This is a genomic window from Bradyrhizobium sp. BLXBL-03, from assembly GCF_051853015.1.
Taxonomy (GTDB): Bacteria; Pseudomonadota; Alphaproteobacteria; order Rhizobiales; family Xanthobacteraceae; genus Bradyrhizobium; species Bradyrhizobium manausense.
The window spans coordinates 4,786,486-4,811,006 of the sequence record NZ_CP182470.1 but is presented as its reverse complement, the minus strand read 5'-3'; the positions used below and the strand labels follow the sequence as shown (position 1 = coordinate 4,811,006).

Sequence of the window (24,521 nt, the reverse complement as noted above, 5' to 3'; positions counted from 1 at the left end):
GATTGGCGTTGATGCGGGTCTGTCCGCCGCCGGCGTTACCAAGGGGGGTGTTTCACCATTTCGATTCGCCGGCATCAATGCGCCGTGGTCTGGGAGAACAGGTTGATGACGACGACGCCTGAGACGATCAGGACGATGCCGACGAACGCTGCGGCGTCCAGCATCTGGCGGAACAGCACGAACGAGACGGTGGCGGTCAGGATAACGCCGACCCCGCCCCAGATCGCATAGGCGATGCTCAAGGGGATCACCCGGATCGCGACCGACAGCGCATAAAACGAGGCGACATAGAACAGCACCATTGCCAGTGTCGGCCACGACCGCGTGAACTGCGCTGACTGCTGCAAAAAGGCCGATGCCGTCACTTCGAACACGATGGCGAGGGCAAGCGCAGCATAGGAGGTGAAAGCGGACATCATTGCGATCTCGAGCGTGCGCGGGAAAGATGCCTATGTTCGGCACGCGCAACATGGCTGTTGTGTCGAGAGCAGCTATCACGTGTGAATGACGAGCCTGCGACAAGGCGAGCCTGAAGGCCTCCGCGGCCGACGACACCAAGCCACCGCGCGACGAATCGTACGGCGGCTCCGGGATGCGCGATATGTTCGATGCGGTTCTAAATGATCCGCACGGAGAGCTCAACATCCTCTGCGAAGGGTGTGGACATGTAGCCGCTGCCGAGCGCGCGCACGCGCGCCAGATAATCGGGGCTGTCGTCGGCATTGTCGGCCACGATGATCGCGCCCGGCCTCAAGCGATCCTCGACCAGATCGAGGATTTCTGGATAGAGCGCCTTGGCGCCGTCGAGCAGCACGAGATCGATCTGCTCGGGTAAATCGACGCTCAGCGTCTTCAGCGCATCACCTTCGCGGATTTCGACCAGATCAATCAGCCCGCCGTCGCTGAGATTATCGCGGGCACGCGTGGCCTTGGATGGTTCGAATTCGCTGGTGATGAGGCGTCCGCCACCATTGTCGCGCAAGGCTGCAGCCAAATGCAGGGCCGAGATGCCGAACGAGGTGCCGAATTCGACGATCATCCTGGCGCGCGCGCTGCGCGCCAGCATGTACAGCAGGCTGCCCGTCTCGCGCGAGACGGCGAGTGGTGCGTCCTTCAGGCGGGCGTAGAGGTCGCGGTAACCCGTCTTGCTTCGCATCATCGTGACGCGTTCGGCGTCAGTCACACCGGCGAAGGCGGCTCGCAGGTCGCCGCGCGCTGCTTCGTCCTGGTCGAACAGACGATCCAGCAGCGGTGCCAGCGATATGATTGTCGGGGTGGTCATTTGGTATCTCCAGGTTCAGGGCAGGGCGCGTGCTTGCGTGCGAACTGAAATACGACTAATGCATCGCATTTCCTATTCGCATTCCCCTGGAAGCGTTGTGGCCGATCGTCGAAGCCGTTCAGTTTCCTCAAGAAAACAGCCGCAACAGGCGCGCTCCAACGAGCTCGTTGCGGCGATTCTCGATGCCGCGGTTCAGGTTCTGGCGAAGGAGGGCGCACAGCGCTTCACCACCGCGCGGGTGGCTGACAGGGCCGGGGTGAGCGTTGGCTCGCTCTATCAATATTTTCCCAACAAGGCAGCGATCCTGTTCCGCCTGCAAAGCGACGAATGGCGCAGCACGAGCGAGCTTCTGCGCGGCATTTTGGCTGATGGGACGAGGCCGCCACCGGCGCGGCTGCGCGCCCTGGTGCACGCCTTCATTCGCTCGGAATGCGAGGAGGCTGCGATCCGCGGCGCGCTCAGCGATGCCGCGCCACTCTATCGCGATGCGCCCGAGGCGCAGGAGGCGCGCGCGGCGGGCAAGGGCATCGTCGCGGCCTTCATGCGCGACGCGCTGCCAAACGCGCCGGAGGCAACGCGCGAGCTCGCCGGGGAGCTGATCAAGACGACGCTGACTGAAATTGGCAAGCGCTTCTCGGAGACATCACGCAGCGAGGCGGAGATCATCCGTCACGCCGACGGGCTGGCCGACATGTTCTGCGCCTACCTCAACGAGCTTGCGCACCGCGGAGGTCATTCCTGACATCCGTGGGTGCACTTGCCACCTCAGGCTTTTGATCTTACGGAGCTCTTGCATGCTCGTCATTTCGATTCAAAGCCAGGTCGTCCACGGCCATGTCGGCAACAGCGCGGCGGTTCACGCCATGCAGGCCGAGGGCGTGAACGTCGCCGCGGTGCCGACGACGCTGCTGTCGAACCATCCGCGTTACCCGACCTTGCGCGGGCGGGTGCTTGACGCCGAGCTGGTCGCCGATCTGCTGAGGGGCGTCGAGGAACGAGGCCTCGTCGATGAGGCCGCCGTGCTCGTCACCGGCTATCTCGGCTCACCCGACAACGCCGTCGTCATCGCCGATTTCGTCGAGCGGGCGCTGGCGCGCAATTCCAGGCTGGTCTATCTCTGCGATCCCGTGATCGGCGACGACGATCGCGTTTATGTCGCCGACGGAATCCTCGATGTGGTACGGCACCGCCTGGTGCCGGCGGCGCACCTGATCACGCCGAACCAGTTCGAGCTCGAGCTGCTCTCCGGCGTCAAGATTGCTGATACCGAGGGCCTGCGCGCAGCAGCGGCCGCGCTTGCAGGGCAACGCCGGATCGACGTCGTCGCCACCGGCTGCACGCTAGCGGACACGCAAGCGGGGCAGGTGGAGACGATCCTGTGTGCCGACGGGCAATTGTCGCGCTTTGCAAAGCCGCGCCTGCCGATCCGCCCCTATGGCACCGGCGATCTCCTGACCGGCCTGATCGCGGCGCGTCTTGCCAAGGGCACGGCGATCGAGGCGGCGGTGCGGCTTGCGGTCGAAACTATTTTTGCCGTGCTCGTTCGTACGCAAGCGGCAGGATCGGCGGAGATGCGTCTCGTGCCGCTGCCCGCATCAGGCACTTGAGGTCCGGATCAAGTCGTCCGCTTCCCGGCCGATTGCGCCGATTTTTGCGGTTTTGCAGAAGCCTTCTGCTCGCGTGCGGCCTGCGCCTTGGAGCGCTTGGCGCTCGCCACAACGCGCGCCTTTTTCGATTTGGTGTTGGCGGCCTCTTTGCGGTCGGTCGCGATGCCGCGCTTGGAGATATATTCCGGGCCATCGATCGGGCCGACATGCGGCGGATCGTGGTCGAGATAGGGCCGACCGATGCCGAGCGCCTTGCCGTTGGCGTCGACCCATTTCCACAGCACTTCCGTCGAGGTCCAACGCTGCGCGCGGTTGTTGCCCTTGGTGCTGACGATGTCTGCTGCGAGGCCGTGGCCGTAGCCACCGCGAAGGCTGCCGCCGTGATAGGAGCGGTTGGACGCCGCCTTCAGGCCGCTCGCAATCTCCTGGCGGTAATCGTCACGGAACGCGCTGGTGATGCCGGGCGACAGACCGGCAGCTTCCGCAGCAAGCAGCATGCGGAACAGCTTCTGCTTGAAGCTCTTGTCCATGCCGCCGATGACGTAATCCATCAGCGGCATCTTGGCGTGCTCGGCCGCCTTCGGATCCTTCCAGGCAAAATCCTCGTCGACGAGCTTCGTGAAGCTGCGCATCACGGTGACCATCTTGCCCCTGCGCTTGATGGTGACGGCACGGCGGTCCTCGACCTTGATCGAGTCTTCCTTCGGCGTGCGCTGATAAAGCGCCCAGAGATAGCGGTCGATGCAGGCATCCATCGAGAAGCATTCGTCGAGCACGGCCACCGTGTCGGCAGACGGCGAGGCCTTGCTCTCGGGCACGGGCCCGCTCGCGATGGCGGCGGGCGACAGCGTCTCCTGCGGCACGACGTCGCCGGGATCGGCAGAGGCGAGCTTGATTGCGGGCTCGGCCGCGGGTGCAGCCTCATTCGCGGTGGACGCGGCACCGTTGGTAACGGCCGCAGTTTCGTTGATGACGGCCGCAGCTTCGTTGGCGACGGGGGCTGGTTCGGGCGCGATCTGCGGCGCGGGCGAGGCTGCAGGCAGGACCTCGGTCGGATCGGCCGAGGCGAGTTGGACGGCGGGGGCGGGTGCTTCGGGCGGCGGCGGTTCGATGACCGCCAGGCGCGGCGTGGCAGCCGCGGCGATGTCGGCGGTCAGCGCGATACCATCGTCGATCGTTGCGGCGCGCGGGATGTCCGCAAGCTCGAGACGGGTGAGATCTTTGGCGCGGGAGACGGCGGCTGCATTGGCGCCGCTGTTCTCGATCAAGGCGGGGGCATAAGCAGAAAGGGAGAGCGCCAGCCAGCCGACCATCACGGCCGAGGGGCACGCAACAGCCACAAGAAGAGACTGCCGATCATTCATGATCCCTGCCTCCGAGGTTCGCGAACGAACCAGATTGCACAGAAAAGTACGCGGCGGCTCAATTGTTTGAGAGATGATGTGGCAGCGCAATGGCGCAAATCTCGCAGATCAGGCTTTTCAAGCCGGTGTTGCGCAAATGCAACTCGGGTTCCCCGAGGTTCCCGTGGCGCCGGGGCGTTGCGTCTCGATGCGCTGACTGAGAATTCCTCCGCGCAAAAATGTCTGGTCGCGCGCGACGTGTGTACCGCGGTTCAAAACGAGTGTGATCTGCTTAATAGTTGTTTTGCTGATCGCGGCGCTTGATGCGCGCGCCGCATATTGGCGGCCAAGAATCATTTTTCATAATGGAGCCGTCATGCCCGTTGCGCAGAAAGTCGTTGTTGCAGCCACCTCGCCGCGTGAGTTCATTGTCCGGCATCTCGCGATGTTCGCAGCTGCCGCGCTGTTCGTATTCGTGCTCAGCCTGACCTACGGGCTCGATCTAAGCCCCGGCTTCTTCTGAGCGCAGTCGACGACAGGCGCGTCAGAGCCAGTCTTTCACCCGGGGAAAGCAGGCCTGCTTGCGCGGGCTCCAGACATAGTCCGGTCCGCCGCAGGGCGGGCGTGGGCGCGTCGTGACAGGACATTCATTCCGGACCCGCGCGCCGGTCTCCCAGCCATCGACGACGCAGGCGCCGAACATGCTGGTGTGGCAGCCGGGACCGCAGAGGCCGTCGGCGCTGGCCGCGGTGACCGCGCCAAGCAGCAGCACTTGTGCCGCAGATGTCAGCAGGATTCGTCGAAAGATTGTCATGATGCGCTCCTCCGCCAGCCGGGCGGAGCTTAGCATCAAATCCGCCGGCCGAGAACGCCAGGGGGGTCCGCCTCAGGCCTTCTTCACGAACTCCGACTTCAGGTTCATGGCGCCGATGCCGTCGATCTTGCAGGCGATGTTGTGGCCGTCGGTGGCGTCCTGCAGACGGATGTTGCGGACCTTGGTGCCGCCCTTGACGACCGAGGACGAGCCCTTGACCTTGAGGTCCTTCATCACGATGACGCTGTCGCCATCGGCCAGAACATTGCCATGGGCGTCGCGCACGCCGGCCTCATCAGGCGCCTCCGCGGTGGCGCCGGGAAGCGGGCTCCATTCATGGCCGCACTCCGGGCAGATCCAGAGATCGCGATCCTGATAGGCGTGTTCGGAGCGGCAGGCGGGGCAGTGTGTCGAGGAGGTCATGGGCAGGCTCTTGGCGGGGAATCGGGTCCGATGTCTTGATGCAGGTCAATTTTCGCGAAAACAACCCCATGCACAGTAGAAACGGCTACGACTTTTCCGATTTCGGTAATGCAGAATATTTGTTGATCCGTCGGGCAAAACAGGCGTAGGATGGCAGGGTGGGCAGCTGCGACGGCGCGGCGGCTGTAGCCCGGATGGAGCGCAGCGCAATCCGGGGTTTTGTCCCAAGCCGCGCCCCTCCCGGATTTCGCTGCGCTCCATCCGGGCTACGGTTGCGGCTTACATGAACCGCGCCGTGCCCGATATCAGGATCGAGCTGCCTTTGGCCGGCCCGATCTCGGCGCGGATCAGCGAGCGCGCGCCCATGTCTTCGCCCTGGATGATGTCGATGGCGCCGCCATGCGGCCAGCCGATGTCGCGCAGATAGCCGGCGAACGCGGCGGCGGCCGCGCCCGTGGCGGGATCCTCGACCACGCCGCCGGCGGCAAAGGCATTGCGCACGTGGAACAGGCGCGGCGTCTCCACGTGCACCAGCGCGATGGTGATGAGGCCTTCCCGCGCCATCAGCGCGCGGCCGCGCTCGAAATCATAGGCCATGCGCGCCAGCGCCTCGCGCGATCGCAACGCCAGCAGGGCATGGTCGGCGCCGCCGTGGATTTTTGCCGGCGGAAGCTTTGGGTCGAGATCGGAGCTTGCGTAGCCGAACAGGTCGAGCAGTTCATCGCGCAAGCCAGGATCGAGCAGCGCGCTGCGCGTCGGCGGCGATTGCAGCGCGGCCGCGACGGTGCTGCCGTCGCGCCGGCCCGACACGGAGATCACTGAAGCATTCAGATGCAATTCGAACGTCCGGTCACCGAAGCGATGCGCGAGCGCGGCACCGAGCGCGATGGTGGCGTGGCCGCAGAACGGCACCTCCATGACAGGCGAGAAATAGCGGACGCGCCAGGCTTCGCCTTCGGGCGCGGCAAAGGCCGTCTCGGAGAAGCCGATTTCGGCCGCGATCGCCTGCATGGCAGCCGCATCGGGCAGGGCGTCGCCGATCCAGACGCCGGCGGGATTGCCGCCCCTGATGCCGTCGGAGAAGGCGGAGATGCGGAGGACCGTCATGAGGTGATTCCTGGTCTTGCGCGGGCTTCGTAGGGTGGGCAAAGCGACTTGTCCGCCGTAGCTCGAACAGCGAAGGCGGAAGCGTGCCCACGCATTCTTTGCGATCGAGAGAGATGGTGGGCACGGCGCGTTGCGCCTTTGCCCACCCTACGGCACTACGCCCGCAACTGCTATCGGGGCAAGCCTCGCATAAGCCGGCCTTGTGATAACGGCATCCGCACTCATCTTGAGGAGATTCTGCAAATGCCGATCGCGGGGCAAAAGCTGGCCTTTGTCATGGCCTCGTCCAACCACGGCACCATGATCGTCAACCGCTTCGACTATCGCATGGTCGGCCCCGACCGCGGTTACGGCGTCGGCTATCAGATCCTGGAAGCGGCGGCGTTCGATCCCGGCGAGGTCAAGATCGCGCTGGAGCTTTTGGCGTTGCGGCGCAAGCACCATGGCGACGGCCTCATCGCGATCGACTGCGGCGCCAATATCGGCGTGCACACGATCGAATGGGCATCCGCCATGACCGGCTGGGGCTCGGTGATCGCGATCGAGGCGCAGGAGCGGATCTACTATGCGCTGACCGGCAACATCGCCATCAACAACTGCTTCAACGCGCTGGCGGTGCACGCGGCGGTGTCGTCGGAGGCAGGCACGATGCAGGTGCCGAACCCGAACTATTTCACGCCGTCGAGCTTCGGCAGCCTGGAGCTGCGCCCGCGCCCCAGCAATGAATTCATCGGTCAGCTGATCGACTACACCAATAACACGGTGCTGGTGCGCAAGATGACGCTGGACGAGCTCAATTTGCCGCGGGTCGATTTCATCAAGATCGACATCGAGGGCATGGAGATGGAGGCGCTCGCCGGGGCGCGCGAGACGATCAAGAGCTATCGCCCGATCCTGCTGATCGAGAAAGATCAAGACGGATCTGAAGCAGCTCGAGCAATGGCTCGTGGACGTCGGCTACCAGCTGATGACGCTCGGCATCAACATTCTCGCCATCCATCAGAGCGATCCGTGCCTGAAGGAGATCAATGCCAGCCCGCAAACCCGCGCGGCTTAGGGGAAAACGAGGGTCTGGTGGAGCTGCGGTAGGGTGGGCAAAGCGTCCGCCGAAGCTCGCAGAGCGTAGGCGGACGCGTGCCCACGCATTTGATGTGACCGAGGGAGATCGTGGGCACGGCGCAAGGGCGCCTTTGCCCACCCTACGGCACTTCGCCTAGCCGCGATGAATTGACTTGCCTTGGCTGGCGTCCTTGCGCACTCTCGGCGGCAAAGGAGATCAACGCATGAAGATCATGACTGTCGCTTGTGCGCTCGGAACGGCGCTGGTGCTGCTTGGGGCGTCCGGCGCGGAAGCCCGCACACGGAAGGTCGTCGCCGTTCCGCAGGAGCGGCTCATCGTGACGGCGCCCGTGCTGAGGCCGACGCCGTGGGATTACAATGTCGTGCCGCGCTATCGTTATCGGCCCGAAGACGACAAGGTCGATCCGTATGGTCCGCCGTTTGTGCCGTCCTATGTTCGCTATGAGGGATGGCGTTGGCCGTATTGGTGGTAGGCCGAGGCACGCAGACGTGAGTTGCCGTGGCCGGATGGAGCGAAGCGCAATCCGGGACCGGTGGCCGGCAATTTCCCGGATTACGCTGCGCTCCATCCGGGCTACTTGATTTCGTGAGCAGTCTGAGAGCCGCGCGAACGGTTGCGTAGGGTGGGCAAAGCCACCGGGTCGCGCGAATGCGCGCCCGATGACAGGCTCCGCGTGCCGACGAATTTGATGTGACCGAGAGAGGGAGCGTGGGCACGGCGCTTTGCGCCTTTGCCCACCCTACGGCACCGGGATGGCCGCCCCATCGCGTAAGCGGGCGGCCGGCCATCAATAGCGGCCGCCGCTGCTCTTTTGCTGCGTGATCCAGTCCGACAATGTTTTCGGTGGTGATTTCGCAGCCCGGCTGGGTGATGCCTTCGGGTTGTCGCGGGCGCCTTGCGTCGGACGGGCGCGCGGCGCTTCCGTTTCATGGACGCGCTTCGACGCTTCCGCGGCCTCCCGCTCGAGACGCAGCTGTTTCAATCGCGCCATCTTGAGGCGTTCCGCCTCGACTTCGGGTCGTTCGGACAACAGCTTTCTGTGTTGCGCCAGCTCGGGGGCAACCACGACACCGAGGATGGTGGTCTCGCCGAGCGCCTTGCAGGCCTCCAGCCGATGCAATCCCTCGACCAGGACGAGGCGGTCTCCCTCGGTCCGGACGGAGATGGGGGCCTGCTGCCCGATGTCCAACATGCTTTCCGCGATCTCTGCGACGACCTCGGGCTTGATGTCCTTCTTCCGCTTCGTCGGAACGAAGATCTTCTCGATCGGGAAGCTTTCCGGCTTGGACATAGCTTCTCCTCCGCGCGTCTGACCGGTTCCGTTGCAAATCCGGTGGGATGGGAGTTGTAGAGGTGAAACGTGCCGTCGCAAAGGCTTTTCGAGAGGCGAGGCTGCCGGAATTGCACGCGCGAACTTCGTGCGCATGAAGGTGACGGCGCGTAGGGTGGGGTTAGCCGTGCGATTGCGCGAAGCGCAGATCGCGCGGCGTAACCCACCGATCTTGTCGCTGCGGGGAATAAAGAGGTGGGTTACGCCGAGCAGAAGCGCTGCGCGCATCTGCAGGGCTAAGCCACCCTACGCGCTGCGCGCTTCGCTGAAGGATGGCTCGTTGATCTGAATCAAGACGATGGCGCGACAGGACGTGAACCTCGCGGCATCAGTCGAGAGGAGAGATCATGTTTTTGTCAAAAGCGACCTTCGCCGCAATTCCAACCGTGGTCCTGATGGTCGCGCAGGCCGATGCCCAGGTGACGATCGATGTTTCCAAGATCAGCTGCGATCAATATCTCACCCAGCGCATCACCCATACGCGGACCGTGAACGTCTGGCTGGCCGGCTTCTACGCGGGTCGCCAGAACAATCCGGTCGTCGACGTGCAGGCCGTGGAGCGAAACGGCAACAAGCTCGCGCGGTTCTGCGAATCTCATCGCGACATGCCGCTGATGGACGCGGTTGGGGCTGCGAAATAGGAGAGAGTGGCGCCTCGCGCCGACGGGAGCCGCTTCGCTCAACCGCGCCGCAAAAAAGTCGCACCGCAGATGTGAATTACGCCACAGACGGCGGCCGTCCAGTCTGTTTATCTGCCGCCAACAGGCCTCTCATGCGCGCATTTGGCATTGCGCACCTGACGCCATCGCATTTCGAAATTTTGGGGTGATCGCCATGGGCGTTTTTTATCGCACGGCCATGCTTTGCAGCTGGTTCATTGAGTCCACCATGAGCGGGTGTACCGAGAGATTTCGTGTGCGCTGACCAGAGCGCACAGAGAGTTTCCCGAGGGCCCCGCCGGTGACGGACGGGGCTTTTTCATGTTCGCAATTTGCCCAGTCCGTCCGGCGGAGCCTTCGCGAGAAGGAGGCAGGGTCATGTGGGATTATTTTGGACCCGATTTCGCTTTCGACGTGGTCAAAGGAGTGGTCGCCGGGATGGCCTCAATAGCCTTTCAGGTCGTGGCGCCGCGAACTTTTCGTGCCGCCAAGCAGTTTCGCGCGCGCTGGGTTACGAGAAGGGCGGCCAGGCGGGCTGCACGACAGGCGCGTCGAGATGTGGTGGCGAATGATGAGGGGTGAGGAGCAGAAAGCCCGGGTGGAGCGTGAGCGACATCCGGGCTGTACGGCGTTCTCGCCGCCGTGCGCAATCACGCGCCCTGCGGGCTCACCAATACGGATCGCCGTAGTCCATATAGGGCGGGGGCATCCAGGGTCCTCGCGGCGGAGGCCTCGGCCGCCGGGGTGGCGCAGCTTGCACGTGCGGACGTGCAGGTGCAGCCGTCTCGTTGTTCATCACGCTCCGCATGGCGGGTTTCGTGGGTGCAGATGCGGATGATGACGTCACTTGCGTTTGCAATTGCGTTTGTAGCGCCTGGACCTGCGCAGCGAGGCGCGCATTTTCAGCCGCGTCCTTCTCCTGCGCCGCCTTGAGCTGCTGAATGGTGTCGGCCTGCTCGCGCAGCGCCTGCTCGTTGCGGCTCCTCAGTTGCTCGAGCTTTCCATTGATGCTCGCAAGCTCGCCTGTGATGGTCTTGAGCGATTGCGCGAGATCGGACGACGACTGGTCAGGCGCTGTGGTGCCGGTTTTTGAAGCGTCAGGACTTTGAGCGTCAGGTCTTGGAACATCAGGTTTTGGAGCATCAGGTTGTGCGTCAGGTCTTGGAGTGCTTTCCGTTTCCTTGCCGACCGGCGGCGCGGGGATCGAAGTCGGCTGATCGGCAGCAGCCAGTAGCACGGCCGGCGGCTGCGCCGGACTTTCAACCGCGGCTGCCTGCTGGGGTTGGCTTGTGGCCGGCGGAACCCATCGTGCCATGATCGACTTGCTGATCGATTTGACCTCATCGCGATACTGCGAAGCGAAGGCGGCACCGAGAATGCCGATCGCGAGCACGAGGCCAACCAAAGCACGCAGCATCGGCCGATCTCCCTTCAGGCCTCGCGCGCGAACGTTGCTATCGGTCGCCCCGTACTTGGGAGCCTCGTACGGGGGAGTCTCGGCCGCTTTCGCACCGGCACTTGCCGTCGAGGCTCGCGGGGCATCGTGTTCCATTCCCGAAACCAGCCGGTCGAGCCGCGCAAGATCTTCCCCGGCGCTCTTGATCTGATCAAAGGCCCGCGCCAGCCCATCGGCCCGCGCCTCGTTCGGCTTGGGGGCGTCAGGCTTTTGGGTCGCAGGTTTTTCGCTGTCAGGCTTTTCGCTGTCAGGCTTGGGGTCGTCAGCTTCAGGCACCGATGCGCGCTCCATCCAGTCGGGTCAATGGGAGTGCGGCAGTCCGATCGCTGCAAGGATAGGCCTCGCCGTCGTCCAACACAACGCGCGGGCAAAGGAGAAATTATGGCGGGGCGGAGGTGGGTCGGGGGGATCGAGGCCCAACGGCGAACTGTAGCGCGTAGGGTGGGTTAGCCGAAGGCGTAACCCACCAACTTTGACCCGCTCGGAAAGCGAAGAGGTGGGTTACGCTGCGCTAACCCAACCTACGGGCTGAGGGCTAACCATGTTGCCCGACCGTGGACTCCATTGTCGTGGTGGGCCAAACGGCATTTGCAAAAGTGCGAAGCTCCTCAATCTCTAGTGCCGGTGTGGGAGTCGTAAGTAGCAGCATCGGATTTTGATGAGAGGCAGATAGCTCTTTATGCAGCTGTCCCCATAATACCTTTCCCTTTGTCTGTTCAAAGGAGACGCGTTCTTTTGCAAGGTCCGTCGCAGACGGTACTCCTTCTTTGCCTCGCAGAGCCTTCGTTTTCAGATCAGCTCGTTTCTGCGCGAACTCCATCGCAAATTTCGCAGCATTGGAAACGATGATGCTTTCGATCAGATTGGTAGCCGCTTCGCCTGACATGGCGAGCGCTGCCGAAACGTGGTCGGGTTTGCAGAATTGATGCTCGACGTCTGTAAGAGGCGTTAAGAAAAGCGTGGTTCTTTCTGGAAGCTTCTTCTGCTCCTTCTCGACGAACCATTCGATTTCATCGGGCAACATACAGTCGCTGTCACGGTGAATTAGGACGTAAGTATTGTTTCCTTGCTTGATAAAGAATTCCGCGATTGCGGAGCACATATTGATGTTTTGAACGCCGTTGAACGGCTGGATGAAATATCCGCCCGCCGGAAAACCATTGGCGAGCAGAAGCTTGTCGAGCTTTTGAGATTTGGAATCTTCCGTCAGGACAACGACACGAGACTTGTCTCCTGCAAGAAACTCAAAGCTATCGAGCGCTCCGAGATCTAGTAGGATCGAGAGGTCGTCATTGTCAGTCGTATCCTGTCGGGCGCCACTCTTGAGCCATACGACCTTTGTGAGTTCTGATTTTGTAAGAGCGTCGAAGATGTGGCGAGAATGGGTGGCCAGAACAACTTTCGTTTTGCCTTGCTCGGCAATCTTCAGCAAGGTGGCTGCAAGGAGTCTCTGGTTCGAAGGATGAAGATGTGCGTCTGGTTCATCTAGCAGCAGCAAGGCTGGATCGTAGGCGGTTGCATACGCGACCAGCTGTAGCGCCTGAAGCGTGCCGGTACCTACCAGCTCCAACGGGGAAAGTTGATCTCCGACCCTAACAAGAATCTCTATGTGCTGGTGTACGCGTTCGTCGTAACCTGATTGGATCTTCAATCCTTCAAAGAGCTCACCGATAATGGCGTGAAATTGTTTCAGTCGTGGGGGGTCATCAAGTAAGCGGAGCAGTATGTTGCGCAGGTATAAATTCGCATCTCCTTGTGCCAAGCCGGCGGCTACGATGGCGTCAGTGCGACGTTCTTCTCGTAGGGCTACACCAGCAAGGCCTGGTACGAATACTGATAGTGGATGACTTCGATCAGAGGCCTGACCATAAAAGTAGTTGTTGTGTTGGAAGGCGAGACTAAGGTTGGCGTTCTTCCCCCGACGCATCGTGAGGCTAAACGTCTTGGGGCTATCTGGTGCTGCTGGCGTGGAATAGTCAAATGTGAATGCTGGCCCACGCGATGTGTTCATATCCGCTGCGTGGTGCAGCTTCATCGGATCGCTAGCCGGCTTGAAGATCAGTTGTTCAAAGCCAAGGGTATTTATTGGTTTGTTGGGCGAGAGGCTGGCCGATCTTGCCGACTGCAAGGTTGTTATGGCGAAATGGATGCCCTGCAAGACCGACAATTTGCCTGAGTTGTTTCCGCCGATAAGAATCGTGACGTCAGCCAAGCTAAGGTCGACGTGCTTTACTCGTTTGAAATTCTCAATTGTTATAGATGAGATTTGCATGGCCCCTCCCGTTCGGCTGAATTATCGAGCACAATTAGAGGCTGCAAGCCCTGCTTTAGGATGGTGCCTGAAGTCGATCCCACCGTGGGAGTAACATCGGCTAGTTATACGGCTACCAATCAGGCGAGGTTCGGCTCGCGGTTGTGGAGGAGCCCAGCGCTAAGTTAAAGGCCGCCCGTTCGGGCGGCCTTTACGATTCTTAGCTGGTGGGATCTAAGACCTCTCACGAACACCCCGTCGTGCTTCCGCACGTATCGCACTTCATGCAGGTGCCATTCCGCACCAGCGTGAAGTTGCCGCACTCTGAGCACATCTCGCCCTCGTAGCCCTTGGCCTTGGCCTCCGCGCGGCGCTCGGCCTTGGTGGGGGTGGCGGTCGCGGCGCTGCCGGCCTTGCTCCACTGCAGGGCCTCGAGCTTCTCGGTGGGCGAGAGGTCGTGGCTGGCTTCCTGCTTGAGGGCGACGGCGCCTTCGATGGCGTCGCCGACGCGGGAGGCGCCGTGGGCCAGCGCCGTGATCTTGCTGCCGCCTGACGGAGCGCTGTCGTTGCCTTGGGCGATCGCGGCGCTGCCGCCGCGCATCACGACCAAATTGTCGGTCCGCGAGCGGGTGAGGCCGCGCGAGACCAGCTTGGTGGCGTGGTGACCGCCGTCCTCGTCCGGCTCCTTGCCTTCCTCGACGCCCTTGCCGAGCGCGTCAAAGCCGGTCTCGTTGGGATCGACATGGGCGAGGTCGAAGCGAGAAAGGTAGCTCACCGCCAGCTCGCGGAAGACATAGTCGAGGATCGAGGTCGCGTATTTGATGCTGTCGTTGCCCTGCACGGGGCCCGCCGGCTCGAAGCGGGTGAAGGTGAAGGCGTCGACATATTCATCGAGCGGCACGCCGTATTGCAGGCCGAGCGACACGGCGATGGCGAAGTTGTTGATGAAGGAGCGGAGCGCGGCGCCTTCCTTGTGCATGTCGATGAAGATCTCGCCGAGACGGCCATCGTCATATTCGCCGGTGCGCAAGTACACCTTGTGGCCGCCGACGACTGCCTTCTGGGTGTAACCCTTGCGGCGGTCCGGCATCTTCTCGCGCTCGCGCATCACGATGATGCGCTCGACCAGCTTCTCGACGATCTTCTCCGAGACCTGGGCGGCACGCGCCGCCATCGGCTTCTCGTAGAGATGGTCGACCGCATCGTCCTCGTCCTCGTCGTCGCTGATGAGCTGCGAGTTGAGCGGCTGGCTGAGCTTGGAGCCGTCGCGATAGAGCGCGTTGGCCTTCAAGGCCAGCTTCCACGACAGCATGTAGGCGGACTTGCAGTCCTCCACCGTGGCGTCGTTCGGCATGTTGATGGTCTTGGAGATCGCACCCGAGATGAAGGGCTGCGCCGCCGCCATCATGCGGATGTGGCTCTCGACCGACAGATAACGCTTGCCGATCTTGCCGCAGGGATTGGCGCAGTCGAACACCGGATAGTGCTCGGCCTTGAGGTGCGGGGCACCTTCGACCGTCATGGCGCCGCAGATGTGGACGTTGGCCGCCTCGATCTCGCGCTTGGTGAAGCCGACGGCCTGGAGCAGGTCGAAGCCGGGGGCCGCAATGGCTTCAGCACCGATGCCGAGCTGGTCGCGGATGAAATCCTCGCCAAAGGTCCACTTGTTGAAGGCGAACTTGATGTCGAAGGCGGTCGGCAGCGCCTTCTCGACCTTGGCGATGGCTTCATCGGTGAAGCCTTTGGCCTTCAGGGTCGAGGCGTTGATGCCGGGCGAATTCGACAGCGAGCCGTGGCCGACGGCGTAGGCTTCGATCTCCGCGATCTCGCTCTCGCGATAGCCGAGCGCGCGCAGCGCCGCGGGCACCGCGCGGTTGATGATCTTGAAGTAGCCGCCGCCGGCGAGCTTCTTGAATTTCACCAGCGCGAAGTCGGGCTCGATGCCGGTGGTGTCGCAGTCCATGACGAGGCCGATCGTGCCGGTGGGCGCGATGACGGTGGTCTGGGCGTTGCGATAGCCGTGCTTCTCGCCGAGCTCGAGCGCCGCATCCCAGGCCGCCTTGGCATGGGCGACGATGTCTTGTTGCGGGCACGAGGCGTGGTCGAGCGGCACCGGGTTGACGCTGAGCGCCTCGTAGCCGGAGGACTCACCATGCGCGGCGCGGCGGTGGTTCCTGATAACGCGCAGCATGTGCGCGGCGTTCTTCTTGTAGCCGGGGAAGGTGCCGAGCTCGGCCGCCATCTCAGCCGAGGTCTTGTAGGTGATGCCGGTCATCACAGCAGTCAGCGCGCCGCAGAGCGCACGGCCTTCCTTGCTGTCATAGGACAGGCCCATGGTCATCAGCAGGCCGCCGATATTGGCGTAGCCGAGGCCGAGCGTGCGGAACTCGTAGGAGAGCTCGGCGATCGCCTTCGACGGGAACTGCGCCATCATCACCGAGATTTCGAGCACGATGGTCCAGAGCTGGCAGAGATGCTCGTAGCCCTTCACGTCGAACTGTTTTGTCTCGGTGTTGTAGAAGGTCAAGAGGTTGGCGGAGGCCAGGTTACAGGCCGTGTCGTCCAGGAACATGTATTCCGAGCACGGGTTCGAGGCGCGGATGTCGCCTGAGGCCTTGCAGGTGTGCCAGTCGTTCATGGTGGTATTGAAGTGCAGGCCCGGGTCGGCCGACGCCCAGGCGGCGTAGCCGATCTTTTCCCAGAGGTCGCGTGCCTTCAGCGTCTTCGTCACCTTCTTCGAGGTGCGGGCATTCAGATTCCAGTCACCGTCGGTTTCCACGGCGCGCAGGAAATCGTCCTTCAGCGAGACCGAGTTGTTGGAGTTCTGGCCCGACACCGTGAGATAGGCTTCGCTGTCCCAGTCGGTGTCGTAGGTGTCGAACTGGATGTCCTTGTAGCCCTGCTTGGCGAACTGGATGACGCGCTTGATGTAATTGTCAGGCACGAGGCTGCGGCGGGCGAGCTTGATCTCGCGGCGCAGGGCAGGGTTCTTCTCGGGGTCGAAGCAATCGTCGCCCGAGCCTTCGCAGTTGACGCAGGCCTTCAGCACCGCCTTGAGGTGCTTCTGGTTGATCTTGGAGCCGGTGACGAGGGCCGCAACCTTCTGCTCCTCCTTCACCTTCCAGTCGATATAGGTCTCGATATCGGGGTGATCGACGTCGACGACGACCATCTTGGCGGCCCTGCGCGTGGTGCCGCCGCTCTTGATGGCGCCGGCGGCGCGGTCACCGATCTTGAGGAAGCTCATCAGGCCGGACGAGCGGCCGCCGCCGGACAGCTTCTCGCCTTCGCCGCGCAGGCGGGAGAAGTTGGAGCCGGTGCCGGAGCCATACTTGAACAGGCGGGCTTCGCGGACCCAGAGGTCCATGATGCCGCCCTCGTTGACGAGGTCGTCACCGACGCCCTGGATGAAGCAGGCGTGCGGCTGCGGATGCTCGTAGGCGGACTTGGACTTGGTCAGCTTAGCCGTGAAGGGGTCGACGTAATAGTGGCCCTGGCCGGGGCCGTCGATGCCATAGGCCCAATGCAGGCCGGTGTTGAACCATTGCGGCGAGTTCGGCGCGACCATCTGCATGGCGAGCATGTAGCGGAGCTCGTCGTAGAAGGTCTGGGCGTCTTCGTCCGACGAGAAATAGCCGCCCTTCCAGCCCCAATAGGTCCAGCAGCCGGCGAGGCGGTCGAACACCTGCTTTGACGAGATCTCGCTGACATAGCGTTCCTTCTCGGGGAGAGCCGCCAGCGCCTCGGTATCGGGCACGGAGCGCCACAGGAAGGACGGGACGGATTCCTCCTCGACCTTCTTCAGGCGCGCGGCAACGCCGGCTTTGCGGAAATATTTCTGGGCGAGCACGTCGGAGGCGACCTGCGACCATGCGGCCGGGACCTCGACGCCGTCCATTTTGAACACGACCGAGCCGTCGGGATTCCTGATCTCCGACGTGGTGAGGCGGAATTCGATTCCCGCATAAGGTGATTGTCCCGAAGTAGTGTGGCGCCGCTCAATCCGCATGGTCTTGCCCCGTCCTTAATCTTGAGCCGGATCCGCCTCTCGTTGAAGGCGTCCGGCTCGACATTTCATTTCGCGTTTCCTTCAGGGCCTCATCGGCCCTTGGGCACCGCAGTTCAGCCGGTGGATCCGGCCCAGTTTCTCCCGACGTGACTCCTCGATGCGCGCACCGATCATCCGCCGGCATGCCCAGGCCCATCCGCCCCAAAGGGATGAGCCCGACATGCGTTCAAACGCCCCACAACTTCACTTCGTCTCACTTCACGCATGTGCCAGCTGGCCCGAGCGTGAAATCTGCCATCCGAGCCTGTTGCCGGCCCGTTCTGGCGCCCGAAAAATCCGCCTTCCGAGGGCAGACAAGCCCTCATCCCGCTGCCTTCGTCTGGCTTGGCGGAGTGCAGTTGTGCGGACCCTTTGGGGGAGTGCCGGCGGGACGCAAACTCACTCGCGCCGAACGGTCCGAAAGCTAGGACTCTCCAGTGCGCCCGTCAAGAACTAGTGCGAGTTCCTGAATCAAATACTAAATATGGTGGATTGCGGGGGATAACAGGGGGCAGGCCCGTGCCTGTTGTGGAGGCAAGTATCAGTGAGTCCTCAGGGATTCCCAACCGAAAAAATTTGCATCTCGCGCTGATCCGGACCCTTCATCCCGCTGTTCACAGGGCAGGTATATTTTTCGGGACCGGGATTGCGTCAGCGGGACTCACGTAGTGGTACGGAAGCTGAGGGCAGGCATGCCCGCCGCGGTGGTGGTCGCGGCCGCGAATCCGCGCCAAGCTGAGCGCTGATTTGCCGGACTGCCCACATGCTTGATTCGACTCGGCCGGTGCCGCGACCGCGCATCGCCCCGGCCGGCCTGATGTTCCTCGCCATCACCTCGATCGGCTGGGGATTCAATTGGCCTGTTACCAAATTCCTGATCGGCGAGCTGCCGCCGCTCACCTTGCGCGGCGTCACCGGCGTGCTCGGCGCCGCGCTGCTGGCGCTGCTCGCGCTGGTGCGCGGCGACAGCCTGAAGGTCGCGCCCGCGATCTGGCCGCGGCTGCTGACGGCCGCGCTCCTCAACGTCACCGGCTGGATGGTGCTGATGGGGCTGGCGCTGCTCTGGCTGCCGGCCAGTGAGGCGGCGCTGATCGCCTACACCATGCCGGTCTGGGCCTCGCTGATCGCCTGGCCCGTGCTCGGCGAGCGACCGACATTGCTGCGAACGCTGGGGCTGGTGATGGCCTTTGCCGGCCTTGCCTCGATCATGGGCGGCAACGGCATTGCCGCCAGCACCGAGAAGCTGCCCGGCATCATCATGGCGCTGTCAGGCGCGCTCGGCTTTGCAATCGGCACGGTGTTCTCGAAGAAGTACCCGATCCACCTGCCGCCGATCACGGCTGCGGCCTGGCAGATCGGCCTCGGCTGCCTGCCGATCTCGATCATCGGCTTACTCGTCGAGACCTCGCATCTGGACAAGGTGACGCCGGTTGGCTGGTGGCTGCTGGTCTATTCGACCGTGGTGCAGTTCTGCATCGCCTATGTCAGCTGGTTCGCAGCGCTGGCGCGCCTGCCGGCCTCGGTGGCGGCGATCGGGACGATGGCGGTGCCTGTCATCGGCGTGGTGGCGTCGGCGATCGCGCTGCACGAGCCGCTCGGGTCAGGGCAGATCGGCGGGCTGATCTTCACGCTCGCCGCGGTGCTGCTGGCGACGCGCTAGGCTTTTTGTTCGAGCATGATCTTGCCGGAAAACCGCTGCCCACTTTTCCGGATCATGCTCCCAGCGCCTTCCGGATCATCTCCGCGAGCTGGTTGCGGCGATAGGGCTTGGTCAGCAGCATGACGCCGTCATCCAACTTGCCGTGATGGACGATGGCGTTGTCGGTGTAGCCGGAGGTGTAGAGCACCTTCACATCAGGCCGACGTCTGGCCACTTCGTCGGCAAGCTCGCGGCCGCTCATGCCGCCGGGGATGACGACGTCGGTAAAGAGCAGGTCGAAGGCCTGGCCGGCGTCGATCAGCTCCAGCGCCGCCTTGGCGTCGGCGGCGGCGACGGTGTTGTAGCCGAGGCTCTGGAGCTGGGCGGTGACGAAGGTGCGCACCAGATTGTCGTCCTCGACGACAAAGATGGTCTCGGCGCCGCCTTCAGCCTGCGGCACGCTCACGCCGGCCGCTTCTGCGATGCCCTGGCCAGGCGGCAGATAGAGCTTGATCGTGGTGCCGTGGCCTTCCTCGCTGTAGATCTTGATGTGGCCGCCGGACTGCTTGACGAAACCGTAGACCATGGAGAGGCCGAGGCCGGAGCCCTTGCCGATCTCCTTGGTGGTGAAGAACGGCTCGAACGCGTTGTCCTGCACGCTCTGAGGCATGCCGGTGCCGGTGTCGCTGACGGCGAGCATGACGTAGGGGCCGGGCGTGACGTCCGCATTGGCCTGCGCATAGGCCTCGTCCAGCACGACGTGATGGGTCTCGAGCAGCAGCTTGCCGCCGTTCGGCATGGCGTCGCGGGCGTTGATCGCCATGTTGAGCACGGCATTGGTGAGGCGGGACGGATCGATGTGCGAGGTCATCGGTCCCTTTTCGAGCACGGTCTCGATCTGGATCTGCTCGCCGAGGGTCGGGCGCAGCAATTTTGCGATGTCGGCGATGGCGGCGTTGATCTCGACATCGCGCGGCTGCAGCGGCTGCTTGCGCGCGAAGGCCAGCAAATGCTGGATCAGGTCGGCGCAGCGCGCGGCGGCATCGTCGATCAGGCGCGCGGTGCGCTGCAGCTCGGGCTGATCCTTCAGCCCTGTCACCAGCGTCTCGGTATTGCCCGAGATCACGGTCAGCATGTTGTTGAAGTCGTGCGCGACGCCGCCGGTCAGCTTGCCGATCGAATCGAGCTTCTGCGACTGATACAGCTGCCGCTCGGTTTCGCGCGAGGCGGTCGCATCGTGATAGACCAGCACCGCGCCGGAGACGTTGCCTTGGCCGTCGCGCATCGGCCGGCCGCTGATCATCAGGTGGCGCGTGCCGTTGCCGCTGTGCGGGCGGACGATCATCTCGAGATCTTCGAACTCCTCGCCGCGCAGCACGCGCACCGATGGCAGCTCGTCGGACTTGAGCGGCGTGACGCCGTCGCCGTGGAACACGTCGGACAGCGCGCGCAGATTGCCGAGGTTCGTGCCGGCCCGATGCAGCAGCATGCGCTCGGCCGCCGGATTGGACAGCAGCACGGTGCTTTCCTTGTCGATCACCAGCACCGCCTCCGCCATGCTGCGGAACGTGCTCTGCAGCACGTTGACCGACAGACGCAATTCGTCGTGAGCGATGACGAGGTGCTCGGTGCGTTCGGCAACGGCGGCCTCGAGCGCCTCCTTGGCCGCTTGCGTCTGATCGAGCGAGCTTTGAAGTTGTACGGTGGCGCGCTGGCTTTCGCGCATCACCATCACGACCAGCAACAGGATCACCAGGGCGCCGGCGACGTCGATGCCGAGCAGCACGGTGCCGGTGCGGCGCGAAGCCTGCGATCGCTCGTTGAGCAACCGTTCTTCCCCTGAACTCAGGCGGTCGAGATTGCCCGTCACCATGTCCATCAGGCTGCGGCCTTCGCCCTTGCTCTGGAGCGCGGCGATGCCGTCGCTGTCATTGGCGGTGCGCAGGCGCATGGCCTCCGCGGCGATGTCGAGCCGGCGCAGCGCTAGCGGCTCGGTGCTCTCGAGCAGCGCGAGCTGATCCGGATTGTCGCGCATGTTGCGCTTGAGGTCGGCAAGGGCAGGCGCGATCCGGGCACGCACCGTCTGGAATTCGTCGTTGAAGCTTGAACTCCGGTAGATCTCGTAGCCGCGCGCGGCGCTTTCGGCACGGCGGAGCAGGATACGCAGATCCGAGACCTTCTTCAGCACCTCGACGGTGCGGCTGACCTGGGCGGCGTCCGACCGCGACTTGACATCGAGACCGATCGAGGCGGCGGTGATGAGCAGGAGAACGGCAAGTCCAGCACCGAGAATGACGCGCTGCGAGGGGATCAAGGGGCCTCTTTCTGGTCCTTTGGCGGCGCGCTCTCGCCGAGGCATTCCCGGATCGTGGCCAGCAGCGCTTCGGGCGTGAAGGGCTTGCGTAGGCAGCGCGTCGCCCCGAGCTCCAGCGCCATGCGCAGGAAGTCCGGGGAGGGCGAGGCGGATGAGGCGAAGGCGTAGCCCGACATGGCGATCAACGGAATCGCCGGCGCGCGTTCGTGGAAGATACGGATCGATTCAAAGCCGCGCATATGCGGCATGAAGATATCAACCAGCATCACGTCAAACGTCTGCGCTTCCAGCGCAGCAAGGCCCGTTTCGCCGCCGTCAGTCAACGTGACGTCGAAGCCCTGGCGCAGGAGGAGGACCTCGATGGTCGCGCCGACCATCGGATCGTCATCGACCACGAGAATACGCGGCATGACCTTTCCCAGTAGATCGAAGTCCCCACAGCGACTGCTGATATAGGCGAATCGTACGTCGGGTCAATTTTGGATTGGACCGAAAGATATGCACGGAGCAATGCATAGCGCCCTGCGAGTTCCCGATGCCGGCGTGGGTGCCCCAAGTGAATTTCATCGGGTTACAACGACAGGTTGAGGCGATGGCCCAATTGGCGAAGGCTCGTCAAGCAAAGAGCGGCGCCCGTCATCGGCGCCGCCCTTGAACGATGATCGTCACGCCGTATTACGGGCAGGGATGACGCAAGCCGTCATAGCCGAGATAGGTGCCCGAGGCCGGGTCGTAGGACCGGTAGCGCTGGGCGCAATAGGCCGACGAATCGCCACCTGTGTCGGGCACCACGGCGACGGTCGCACTGTCGTCATAATAGCCGTCGTCGTAGTAGCCATCGCCGTAATACGGGCCGCCATAATAGGCGTATGAGCCGAGTCCGCCGATCGCTGCGCCCGCCGCGAAACCCGGCCAGAAGCCGCCACCATGATGGCGATGCCAGCCGCCGTGCCAATTACCGCCGTTCCATTGGCCGCCGCCGCCATTCCATTGGCCTCCGGCTGCTGCGAAGTTGCGGCCCGTAAAGCCGGTCGCTCCTCCGGACGGCCGTACGGCTGCGCTGGCAGCGAAATTGCCACCGGCGGGGCGGGCGGCGCCAAAGCTGCCGCCGCCGAAGTGAGCACCGCCACCACTGAAGTGAGCACCACCTCCGCTGAAGTGAGCACCGCCACCGCCGCCGAAATGGCCGCCGTGGCCCTGGGCGAAGCTCGGCGTCGCCATCGGCAGAACGAGGGCCAGCGTTGCGGCCGCACCCAAAACTCTCAGACTGTTCATGTTCAAACTCCTTTTCCCGAAAAACAAATCCCTTGAGGGGGCACCAGTTCCTGGGATCACGCCGGTTTGCGCATGGACCGCAGATTCCCACCGGGCTGCTGTACCCAGCGTGAACGGATGGCGTCCGAGGCGCGGCGTTCTCTTTGAGGTCGTTCCGGCGGCCCCGTCACCGCATTTGGGCCGGGCATGGCCGCGCCCGCGGAACTGGACATTTGGCCGTCCGGATGGCATCAGGACCCCACGAAGCAGGGCCCTTGCCGCATGAAACAATTCTTCCTGAAGCTCTTCACCTGGTGGAACGGCCAGACCTTTGGCACCCAACTCTGGACCTCCAGGTTCGGGGAGCTGGTTGGCCAGGACGAGCAGGGCAACCGTTACTACCGCACCGGCGGCGGCAAGATCGACCCAACGCTCGGCTTCGAGCGGCGCTGGGTGATCTATAACGGCTATGCAGAGGCCAGCCGCATTCCGCCGGAATGGCACGGCTGGATCCATCACGTCGTCGACACCCCACCGACGGAGATCAATTACCAGCCGCGCGAGTGGGAAAAGCCGCACCAGCCGAATCTGACCGGCACGCCGAAGGCCTACCGGCCGGCGGGCTCGACGCTGGCCAGCGGCAGGCGGCCGAAGGCGACCGGCGACTACCAGCCCTGGACGCCCGGCTAAAGCGCGATGAGATTGGGTTGAACCGTCATCGCGCTTTAGCTCTTTGTTTGAACATGATCTTTTCGGAAAACCGCTTCACACTTTTCCGGATCATGCTTTAGCTCCAGCCTTCTTCATCTTCCGGATTGGATGCACGCGCATCCTGACGACGTCGCTGTGGACAACGGGATCAACGGGGATGCCGGTTGCCGCGCCGTTGCGTCCGCACGAGCGATGCGGCTCAATGAACCCATCTTACGGAGATGGGAAACCATCGCGTTCGGTTCGGGCAACAGTTCGCGACTGTCCCGAAATGCAGCGGCTGCCGAGGAAGGACTCGATCGGGAGATAGGCCCCCGGTCTGGAAGTTCCGACATCGCCCGATGAGAATGTGCGCCGCCGTGAGACAGGAAAGGCCGCTTGGGAAACCGAGCGGCCTTTTTCTGTTGGGTTGGGGGGAGAAGAGCGGGGCCGCGGGCTCTGTCATTGCGAGCGCAGCGTTGGGACACACTACATCAGCCGCTCAGCCGCCCGCTTGGCCGCATCCAAGCGCCGCGCCTGGAATGGCGCGATCCGCTCTTTCATGAGCGCGAGCACCTCGTCTGGCGCGGTCTCCGGCGAGCCAGCGTTGAAGGGCGGCGCGGGGTTGTATTCGAGGCGGAGCTGGATGGCCTCGGCGGTGCTGCGGTCGACCAGCAGCGAGACCAGCGTCAATGCGAAATCGATCCCCGCGGTGACACCGCCGCCGGTGACGCGGTTGCGATCGACGCAGACGCGCGTCTTGGTCGGTGTCGCACCGAACAAATTCAGCATCTCCATTGCGCTCCAATGGGTCGCGGCATTGTAGCCCTTCAGAAGCCCGGCCGCGCCCAGCACCAGCGATCCCGTGCAGACCGAGGTGACGAATTTGGCGTTCGCAGCCTGCTTGCGCACGAAGTCGAGCGTCTCCTCGTCATTCAGGAGCGCATCGGTGCCGAACCCGCCGGGAATGCAGATCACATCCAGTTGCGGACAGTCGGCAAATGTCACTGATGGTGTCAGCATCAGCACGGAATCGCTTGGCACCGGATCAAGCGTCTTCCAGATCAGGTGCACGGTCGCGCCGGGGAGGGATGAGAACACCTGCAGCGGGCCGGTGAAGTCGAGCTGGGTGACGCGCGGGAACACCAGAAGTCCGATCTGGAGCGGTGCCGACATGAGAGCCTCCGAAGAAGAACTTGACGGGCGCAGAATGGCATGGTGCC

Annotated in this window: 21 protein-coding genes and 1 pseudogene; 8 read left to right on the top strand and 14 right to left on the bottom strand. The window is 63.3% G+C overall.

Going from position 1 to position 24,521, the window contains the following annotated elements; translation table 11 throughout:
- Positions 1-74: 74 nt before the first annotated feature.
- Together ACNJX9_RS23125 and ACNJX9_RS23120 are read right to left on the bottom strand one after the other, a co-directional pair.
- Positions 75-419 (bottom strand): DMT family transporter, encoded by a 345-nt coding sequence (locus ACNJX9_RS23125; protein WP_439404326.1) that lies wholly within the window; start codon positions 417-419, stop codon positions 75-77.
- A gap of 197 nt (positions 420-616) precedes the next feature.
- Entirely contained in the window at positions 617-1,282 is a 666-nt protein-coding gene (locus ACNJX9_RS23120; RefSeq protein WP_439404324.1) for an O-methyltransferase, read from the bottom strand.
- A gap of 97 nt (positions 1,283-1,379) precedes the next feature.
- On the opposite strand from ACNJX9_RS23120, the gene ACNJX9_RS23115 reads away from it, so the two are divergent.
- Positions 1,380-2,024, top strand: coding sequence for a TetR family transcriptional regulator (locus ACNJX9_RS23115; protein WP_271602920.1), 645 nt, complete (start codon positions 1,380-1,382; stop codon positions 2,022-2,024).
- A gap of 52 nt (positions 2,025-2,076) precedes the next feature.
- The gene (gene pdxY / locus ACNJX9_RS23110; protein ID WP_057757627.1) at positions 2,077-2,889 is read left to right on the top strand and encodes a pyridoxal kinase; all 813 of its coding nucleotides are present in this window, start codon (positions 2,077-2,079) and stop codon (positions 2,887-2,889) included.
- An 8-nt stretch (positions 2,890-2,897) separates the two neighbouring features.
- Here pdxY and ACNJX9_RS23105 read toward each other — a convergent pair whose 3' ends face one another.
- A complete protein-coding gene (locus ACNJX9_RS23105) occupies positions 2,898-4,253 on the bottom strand; it encodes a hypothetical protein (RefSeq protein ID WP_439404321.1) in 1,356 nt (451 codons plus the stop codon).
- A gap of 355 nt (positions 4,254-4,608) precedes the next feature.
- On the opposite strand from ACNJX9_RS23105, the gene ACNJX9_RS23100 reads away from it, so the two are divergent.
- Positions 4,609-4,755, top strand: a complete 147-nt coding sequence (locus ACNJX9_RS23100) for a hypothetical protein (protein ID WP_167354016.1) — start codon at positions 4,609-4,611, stop codon at positions 4,753-4,755.
- Between the two features lie 21 nt (positions 4,756-4,776).
- Here the strand turns inward: ACNJX9_RS23100 and ACNJX9_RS23095 are convergent, their stop codons facing one another.
- From ACNJX9_RS23095 to ACNJX9_RS23085, 3 genes are all read right to left on the bottom strand, one after another.
- On the bottom strand, positions 4,777-5,046 hold the full coding sequence (locus ACNJX9_RS23095; protein WP_057758985.1) for a hypothetical protein: 270 nt from the start codon (positions 5,044-5,046) through the stop codon (positions 4,777-4,779).
- Positions 5,047-5,118: 72 nt separating this feature from the next.
- Positions 5,119-5,469 carry a zinc ribbon domain-containing protein YjdM gene (locus tag ACNJX9_RS23090; protein WP_057757619.1) on the bottom strand — a complete coding sequence of 117 codons (351 nt, stop codon included), beginning with the start codon at positions 5,467-5,469 and terminating at the stop codon, positions 5,119-5,121.
- 279 nt (positions 5,470-5,748) lie between these two features.
- A complete protein-coding gene (locus tag ACNJX9_RS23085) occupies positions 5,749-6,576 on the bottom strand; it encodes a PhzF family phenazine biosynthesis protein (protein ID WP_439404319.1) in 828 nt (275 codons plus the stop codon).
- A gap of 243 nt (positions 6,577-6,819) precedes the next feature.
- Between ACNJX9_RS23085 and ACNJX9_RS23080 the strand changes: the two are divergent.
- Together ACNJX9_RS23080 and ACNJX9_RS23075 are read left to right on the top strand one after the other, a co-directional pair.
- A pseudogene (locus ACNJX9_RS23080) lies at positions 6,820-7,633 on the top strand (FkbM family methyltransferase).
- A 226-nt stretch (positions 7,634-7,859) separates the two neighbouring features.
- A complete protein-coding gene (locus ACNJX9_RS23075; protein WP_439404317.1) occupies positions 7,860-8,129 on the top strand; it encodes a hypothetical protein in 270 nt (89 codons plus the stop codon).
- 315 nt (positions 8,130-8,444) lie between these two features.
- Here ACNJX9_RS23075 and ACNJX9_RS23070 read toward each other — a convergent pair whose 3' ends face one another.
- Complete coding sequence (locus ACNJX9_RS23070; protein WP_439410113.1) at positions 8,445-8,948, bottom strand: ParB N-terminal domain-containing protein; 504 nt, start codon at positions 8,946-8,948, stop codon at positions 8,445-8,447.
- A 386-nt stretch (positions 8,949-9,334) separates the two neighbouring features.
- On the opposite strand from ACNJX9_RS23070, the gene ACNJX9_RS23065 reads away from it, so the two are divergent.
- The gene (locus tag ACNJX9_RS23065) at positions 9,335-9,628 is read left to right on the top strand and encodes an HdeA/HdeB family chaperone (RefSeq protein ID WP_083514079.1); all 294 of its coding nucleotides are present in this window, start codon (positions 9,335-9,337) and stop codon (positions 9,626-9,628) included.
- A gap of 685 nt (positions 9,629-10,313) precedes the next feature.
- Here the strand turns inward: ACNJX9_RS23065 and ACNJX9_RS23060 are convergent.
- From ACNJX9_RS23060 to ACNJX9_RS23050, 3 genes are all read right to left on the bottom strand, one after another.
- Positions 10,314-11,378 carry a hypothetical protein gene (locus ACNJX9_RS23060; RefSeq protein ID WP_439404315.1) on the bottom strand — a complete coding sequence of 355 codons (1,065 nt, stop codon included), beginning with the start codon at positions 11,376-11,378 and terminating at the stop codon, positions 10,314-10,316.
- A gap of 259 nt (positions 11,379-11,637) precedes the next feature.
- Positions 11,638-13,374, bottom strand: a complete 1,737-nt coding sequence (locus ACNJX9_RS23055) for an AAA family ATPase (protein ID WP_439404313.1) — start codon at positions 13,372-13,374, stop codon at positions 11,638-11,640.
- 223 nt (positions 13,375-13,597) lie between these two features.
- A complete protein-coding gene (locus ACNJX9_RS23050; protein ID WP_439404311.1) occupies positions 13,598-17,362 on the bottom strand; it encodes a vitamin B12-dependent ribonucleotide reductase in 3,765 nt (1,254 codons plus the stop codon).
- An 802-nt stretch (positions 17,363-18,164) separates the two neighbouring features.
- On the opposite strand from ACNJX9_RS23050, the gene ACNJX9_RS23045 reads away from it, so the two are divergent.
- Positions 18,165-19,061, top strand: coding sequence for a DMT family transporter (locus ACNJX9_RS23045; protein ID WP_439404309.1), 897 nt, complete (start codon positions 18,165-18,167; stop codon positions 19,059-19,061).
- A gap of 52 nt (positions 19,062-19,113) precedes the next feature.
- On the opposite strand, the gene ACNJX9_RS23040 is transcribed toward ACNJX9_RS23045, so the two are convergent.
- From ACNJX9_RS23040 to ACNJX9_RS23030, 3 genes are all read right to left on the bottom strand, one after another.
- Positions 19,114-21,354, bottom strand: coding sequence for a CHASE3 domain-containing protein (locus tag ACNJX9_RS23040; protein ID WP_439404307.1), 2,241 nt, complete (start codon positions 21,352-21,354; stop codon positions 19,114-19,116).
- Entirely contained in the window at positions 21,351-21,764 is a 414-nt protein-coding gene (locus ACNJX9_RS23035; RefSeq protein ID WP_057744844.1) for a response regulator, read from the bottom strand. The genes ACNJX9_RS23040 and ACNJX9_RS23035 overlap by 4 nt, the downstream gene beginning before the upstream one ends.
- 265 nt (positions 21,765-22,029) lie before the next feature.
- On the bottom strand, positions 22,030-22,629 hold the full coding sequence (locus tag ACNJX9_RS23030) for a BA14K family protein (protein WP_057744847.1): 600 nt from the start codon (positions 22,627-22,629) through the stop codon (positions 22,030-22,032).
- A 261-nt stretch (positions 22,630-22,890) separates the two neighbouring features.
- On the opposite strand from ACNJX9_RS23030, the gene ACNJX9_RS23025 reads away from it, so the two are divergent.
- Complete coding sequence (locus tag ACNJX9_RS23025; protein ID WP_439404304.1) at positions 22,891-23,298, top strand: NADH:ubiquinone oxidoreductase subunit NDUFA12; 408 nt, start codon at positions 22,891-22,893, stop codon at positions 23,296-23,298.
- Between the two features lie 489 nt (positions 23,299-23,787).
- Here ACNJX9_RS23025 and ACNJX9_RS23020 read toward each other — a convergent pair whose 3' ends face one another.
- Complete coding sequence (locus ACNJX9_RS23020) at positions 23,788-24,474, bottom strand: DJ-1/PfpI family protein (protein ID WP_439404302.1); 687 nt, start codon at positions 24,472-24,474, stop codon at positions 23,788-23,790.
- Positions 24,475-24,521 lie beyond the last annotated feature (47 nt).

Excerpts from the sequence above, each read along its gene's own strand:
- ACNJX9_RS23050 (WP_439404311.1), bottom strand. The coding sequence starts at position 17,362 with ATGCGGATTGAGCGGCGCCACACTACTTCGGGACAATCACCTTATGCG.
- ACNJX9_RS23095 (WP_057758985.1), bottom strand. The coding sequence starts at position 5,046 with ATGACAATCTTTCGACGAATCCTGCTGACATCTGCGGCACAAGTGCTG.
- ACNJX9_RS23025 (WP_439404304.1), top strand. The coding sequence starts at position 22,891 with ATGAAACAATTCTTCCTGAAGCTCTTCACCTGGTGGAACGGCCAGACC.
- ACNJX9_RS23090 (WP_057757619.1), bottom strand. The coding sequence starts at position 5,469 with ATGACCTCCTCGACACACTGCCCCGCCTGCCGCTCCGAACACGCCTAT.
- ACNJX9_RS23070 (WP_439410113.1), bottom strand. The coding sequence starts at position 8,948 with ATGTCCAAGCCGGAAAGCTTCCCGATCGAGAAGATCTTCGTTCCGACG.
- ACNJX9_RS23105 (WP_439404321.1), bottom strand. The coding sequence starts at position 4,253 with ATGAATGATCGGCAGTCTCTTCTTGTGGCTGTTGCGTGCCCCTCGGCC.
- pdxY (WP_057757627.1), top strand. The coding sequence starts at position 2,077 with ATGCTCGTCATTTCGATTCAAAGCCAGGTCGTCCACGGCCATGTCGGC.
- ACNJX9_RS23035 (WP_057744844.1), bottom strand. The coding sequence starts at position 21,764 with ATGCCGCGTATTCTCGTGGTCGATGACGATCCGATGGTCGGCGCGACC.
- ACNJX9_RS23065 (WP_083514079.1), top strand. The coding sequence starts at position 9,335 with ATGTTTTTGTCAAAAGCGACCTTCGCCGCAATTCCAACCGTGGTCCTG.
- ACNJX9_RS23045 (WP_439404309.1), top strand. The coding sequence starts at position 18,165 with ATGCTTGATTCGACTCGGCCGGTGCCGCGACCGCGCATCGCCCCGGCC.
- ACNJX9_RS23020 (WP_439404302.1), bottom strand. The coding sequence starts at position 24,474 with ATGTCGGCACCGCTCCAGATCGGACTTCTGGTGTTCCCGCGCGTCACC.
- ACNJX9_RS23030 (WP_057744847.1), bottom strand. The coding sequence starts at position 22,629 with ATGAACAGTCTGAGAGTTTTGGGTGCGGCCGCAACGCTGGCCCTCGTT.
- ACNJX9_RS23085 (WP_439404319.1), bottom strand. The coding sequence starts at position 6,576 with ATGACGGTCCTCCGCATCTCCGCCTTCTCCGACGGCATCAGGGGCGGC.
- ACNJX9_RS23075 (WP_439404317.1), top strand. The coding sequence starts at position 7,860 with ATGAAGATCATGACTGTCGCTTGTGCGCTCGGAACGGCGCTGGTGCTG.
- ACNJX9_RS23055 (WP_439404313.1), bottom strand. The coding sequence starts at position 13,374 with ATGCAAATCTCATCTATAACAATTGAGAATTTCAAACGAGTAAAGCAC.
- ACNJX9_RS23100 (WP_167354016.1), top strand. The coding sequence starts at position 4,609 with ATGCCCGTTGCGCAGAAAGTCGTTGTTGCAGCCACCTCGCCGCGTGAG.
- ACNJX9_RS23120 (WP_439404324.1), bottom strand. The coding sequence starts at position 1,282 with ATGACCACCCCGACAATCATATCGCTGGCACCGCTGCTGGATCGTCTG.
- ACNJX9_RS23125 (WP_439404326.1), bottom strand. The coding sequence starts at position 419 with ATGATGTCCGCTTTCACCTCCTATGCTGCGCTTGCCCTCGCCATCGTG.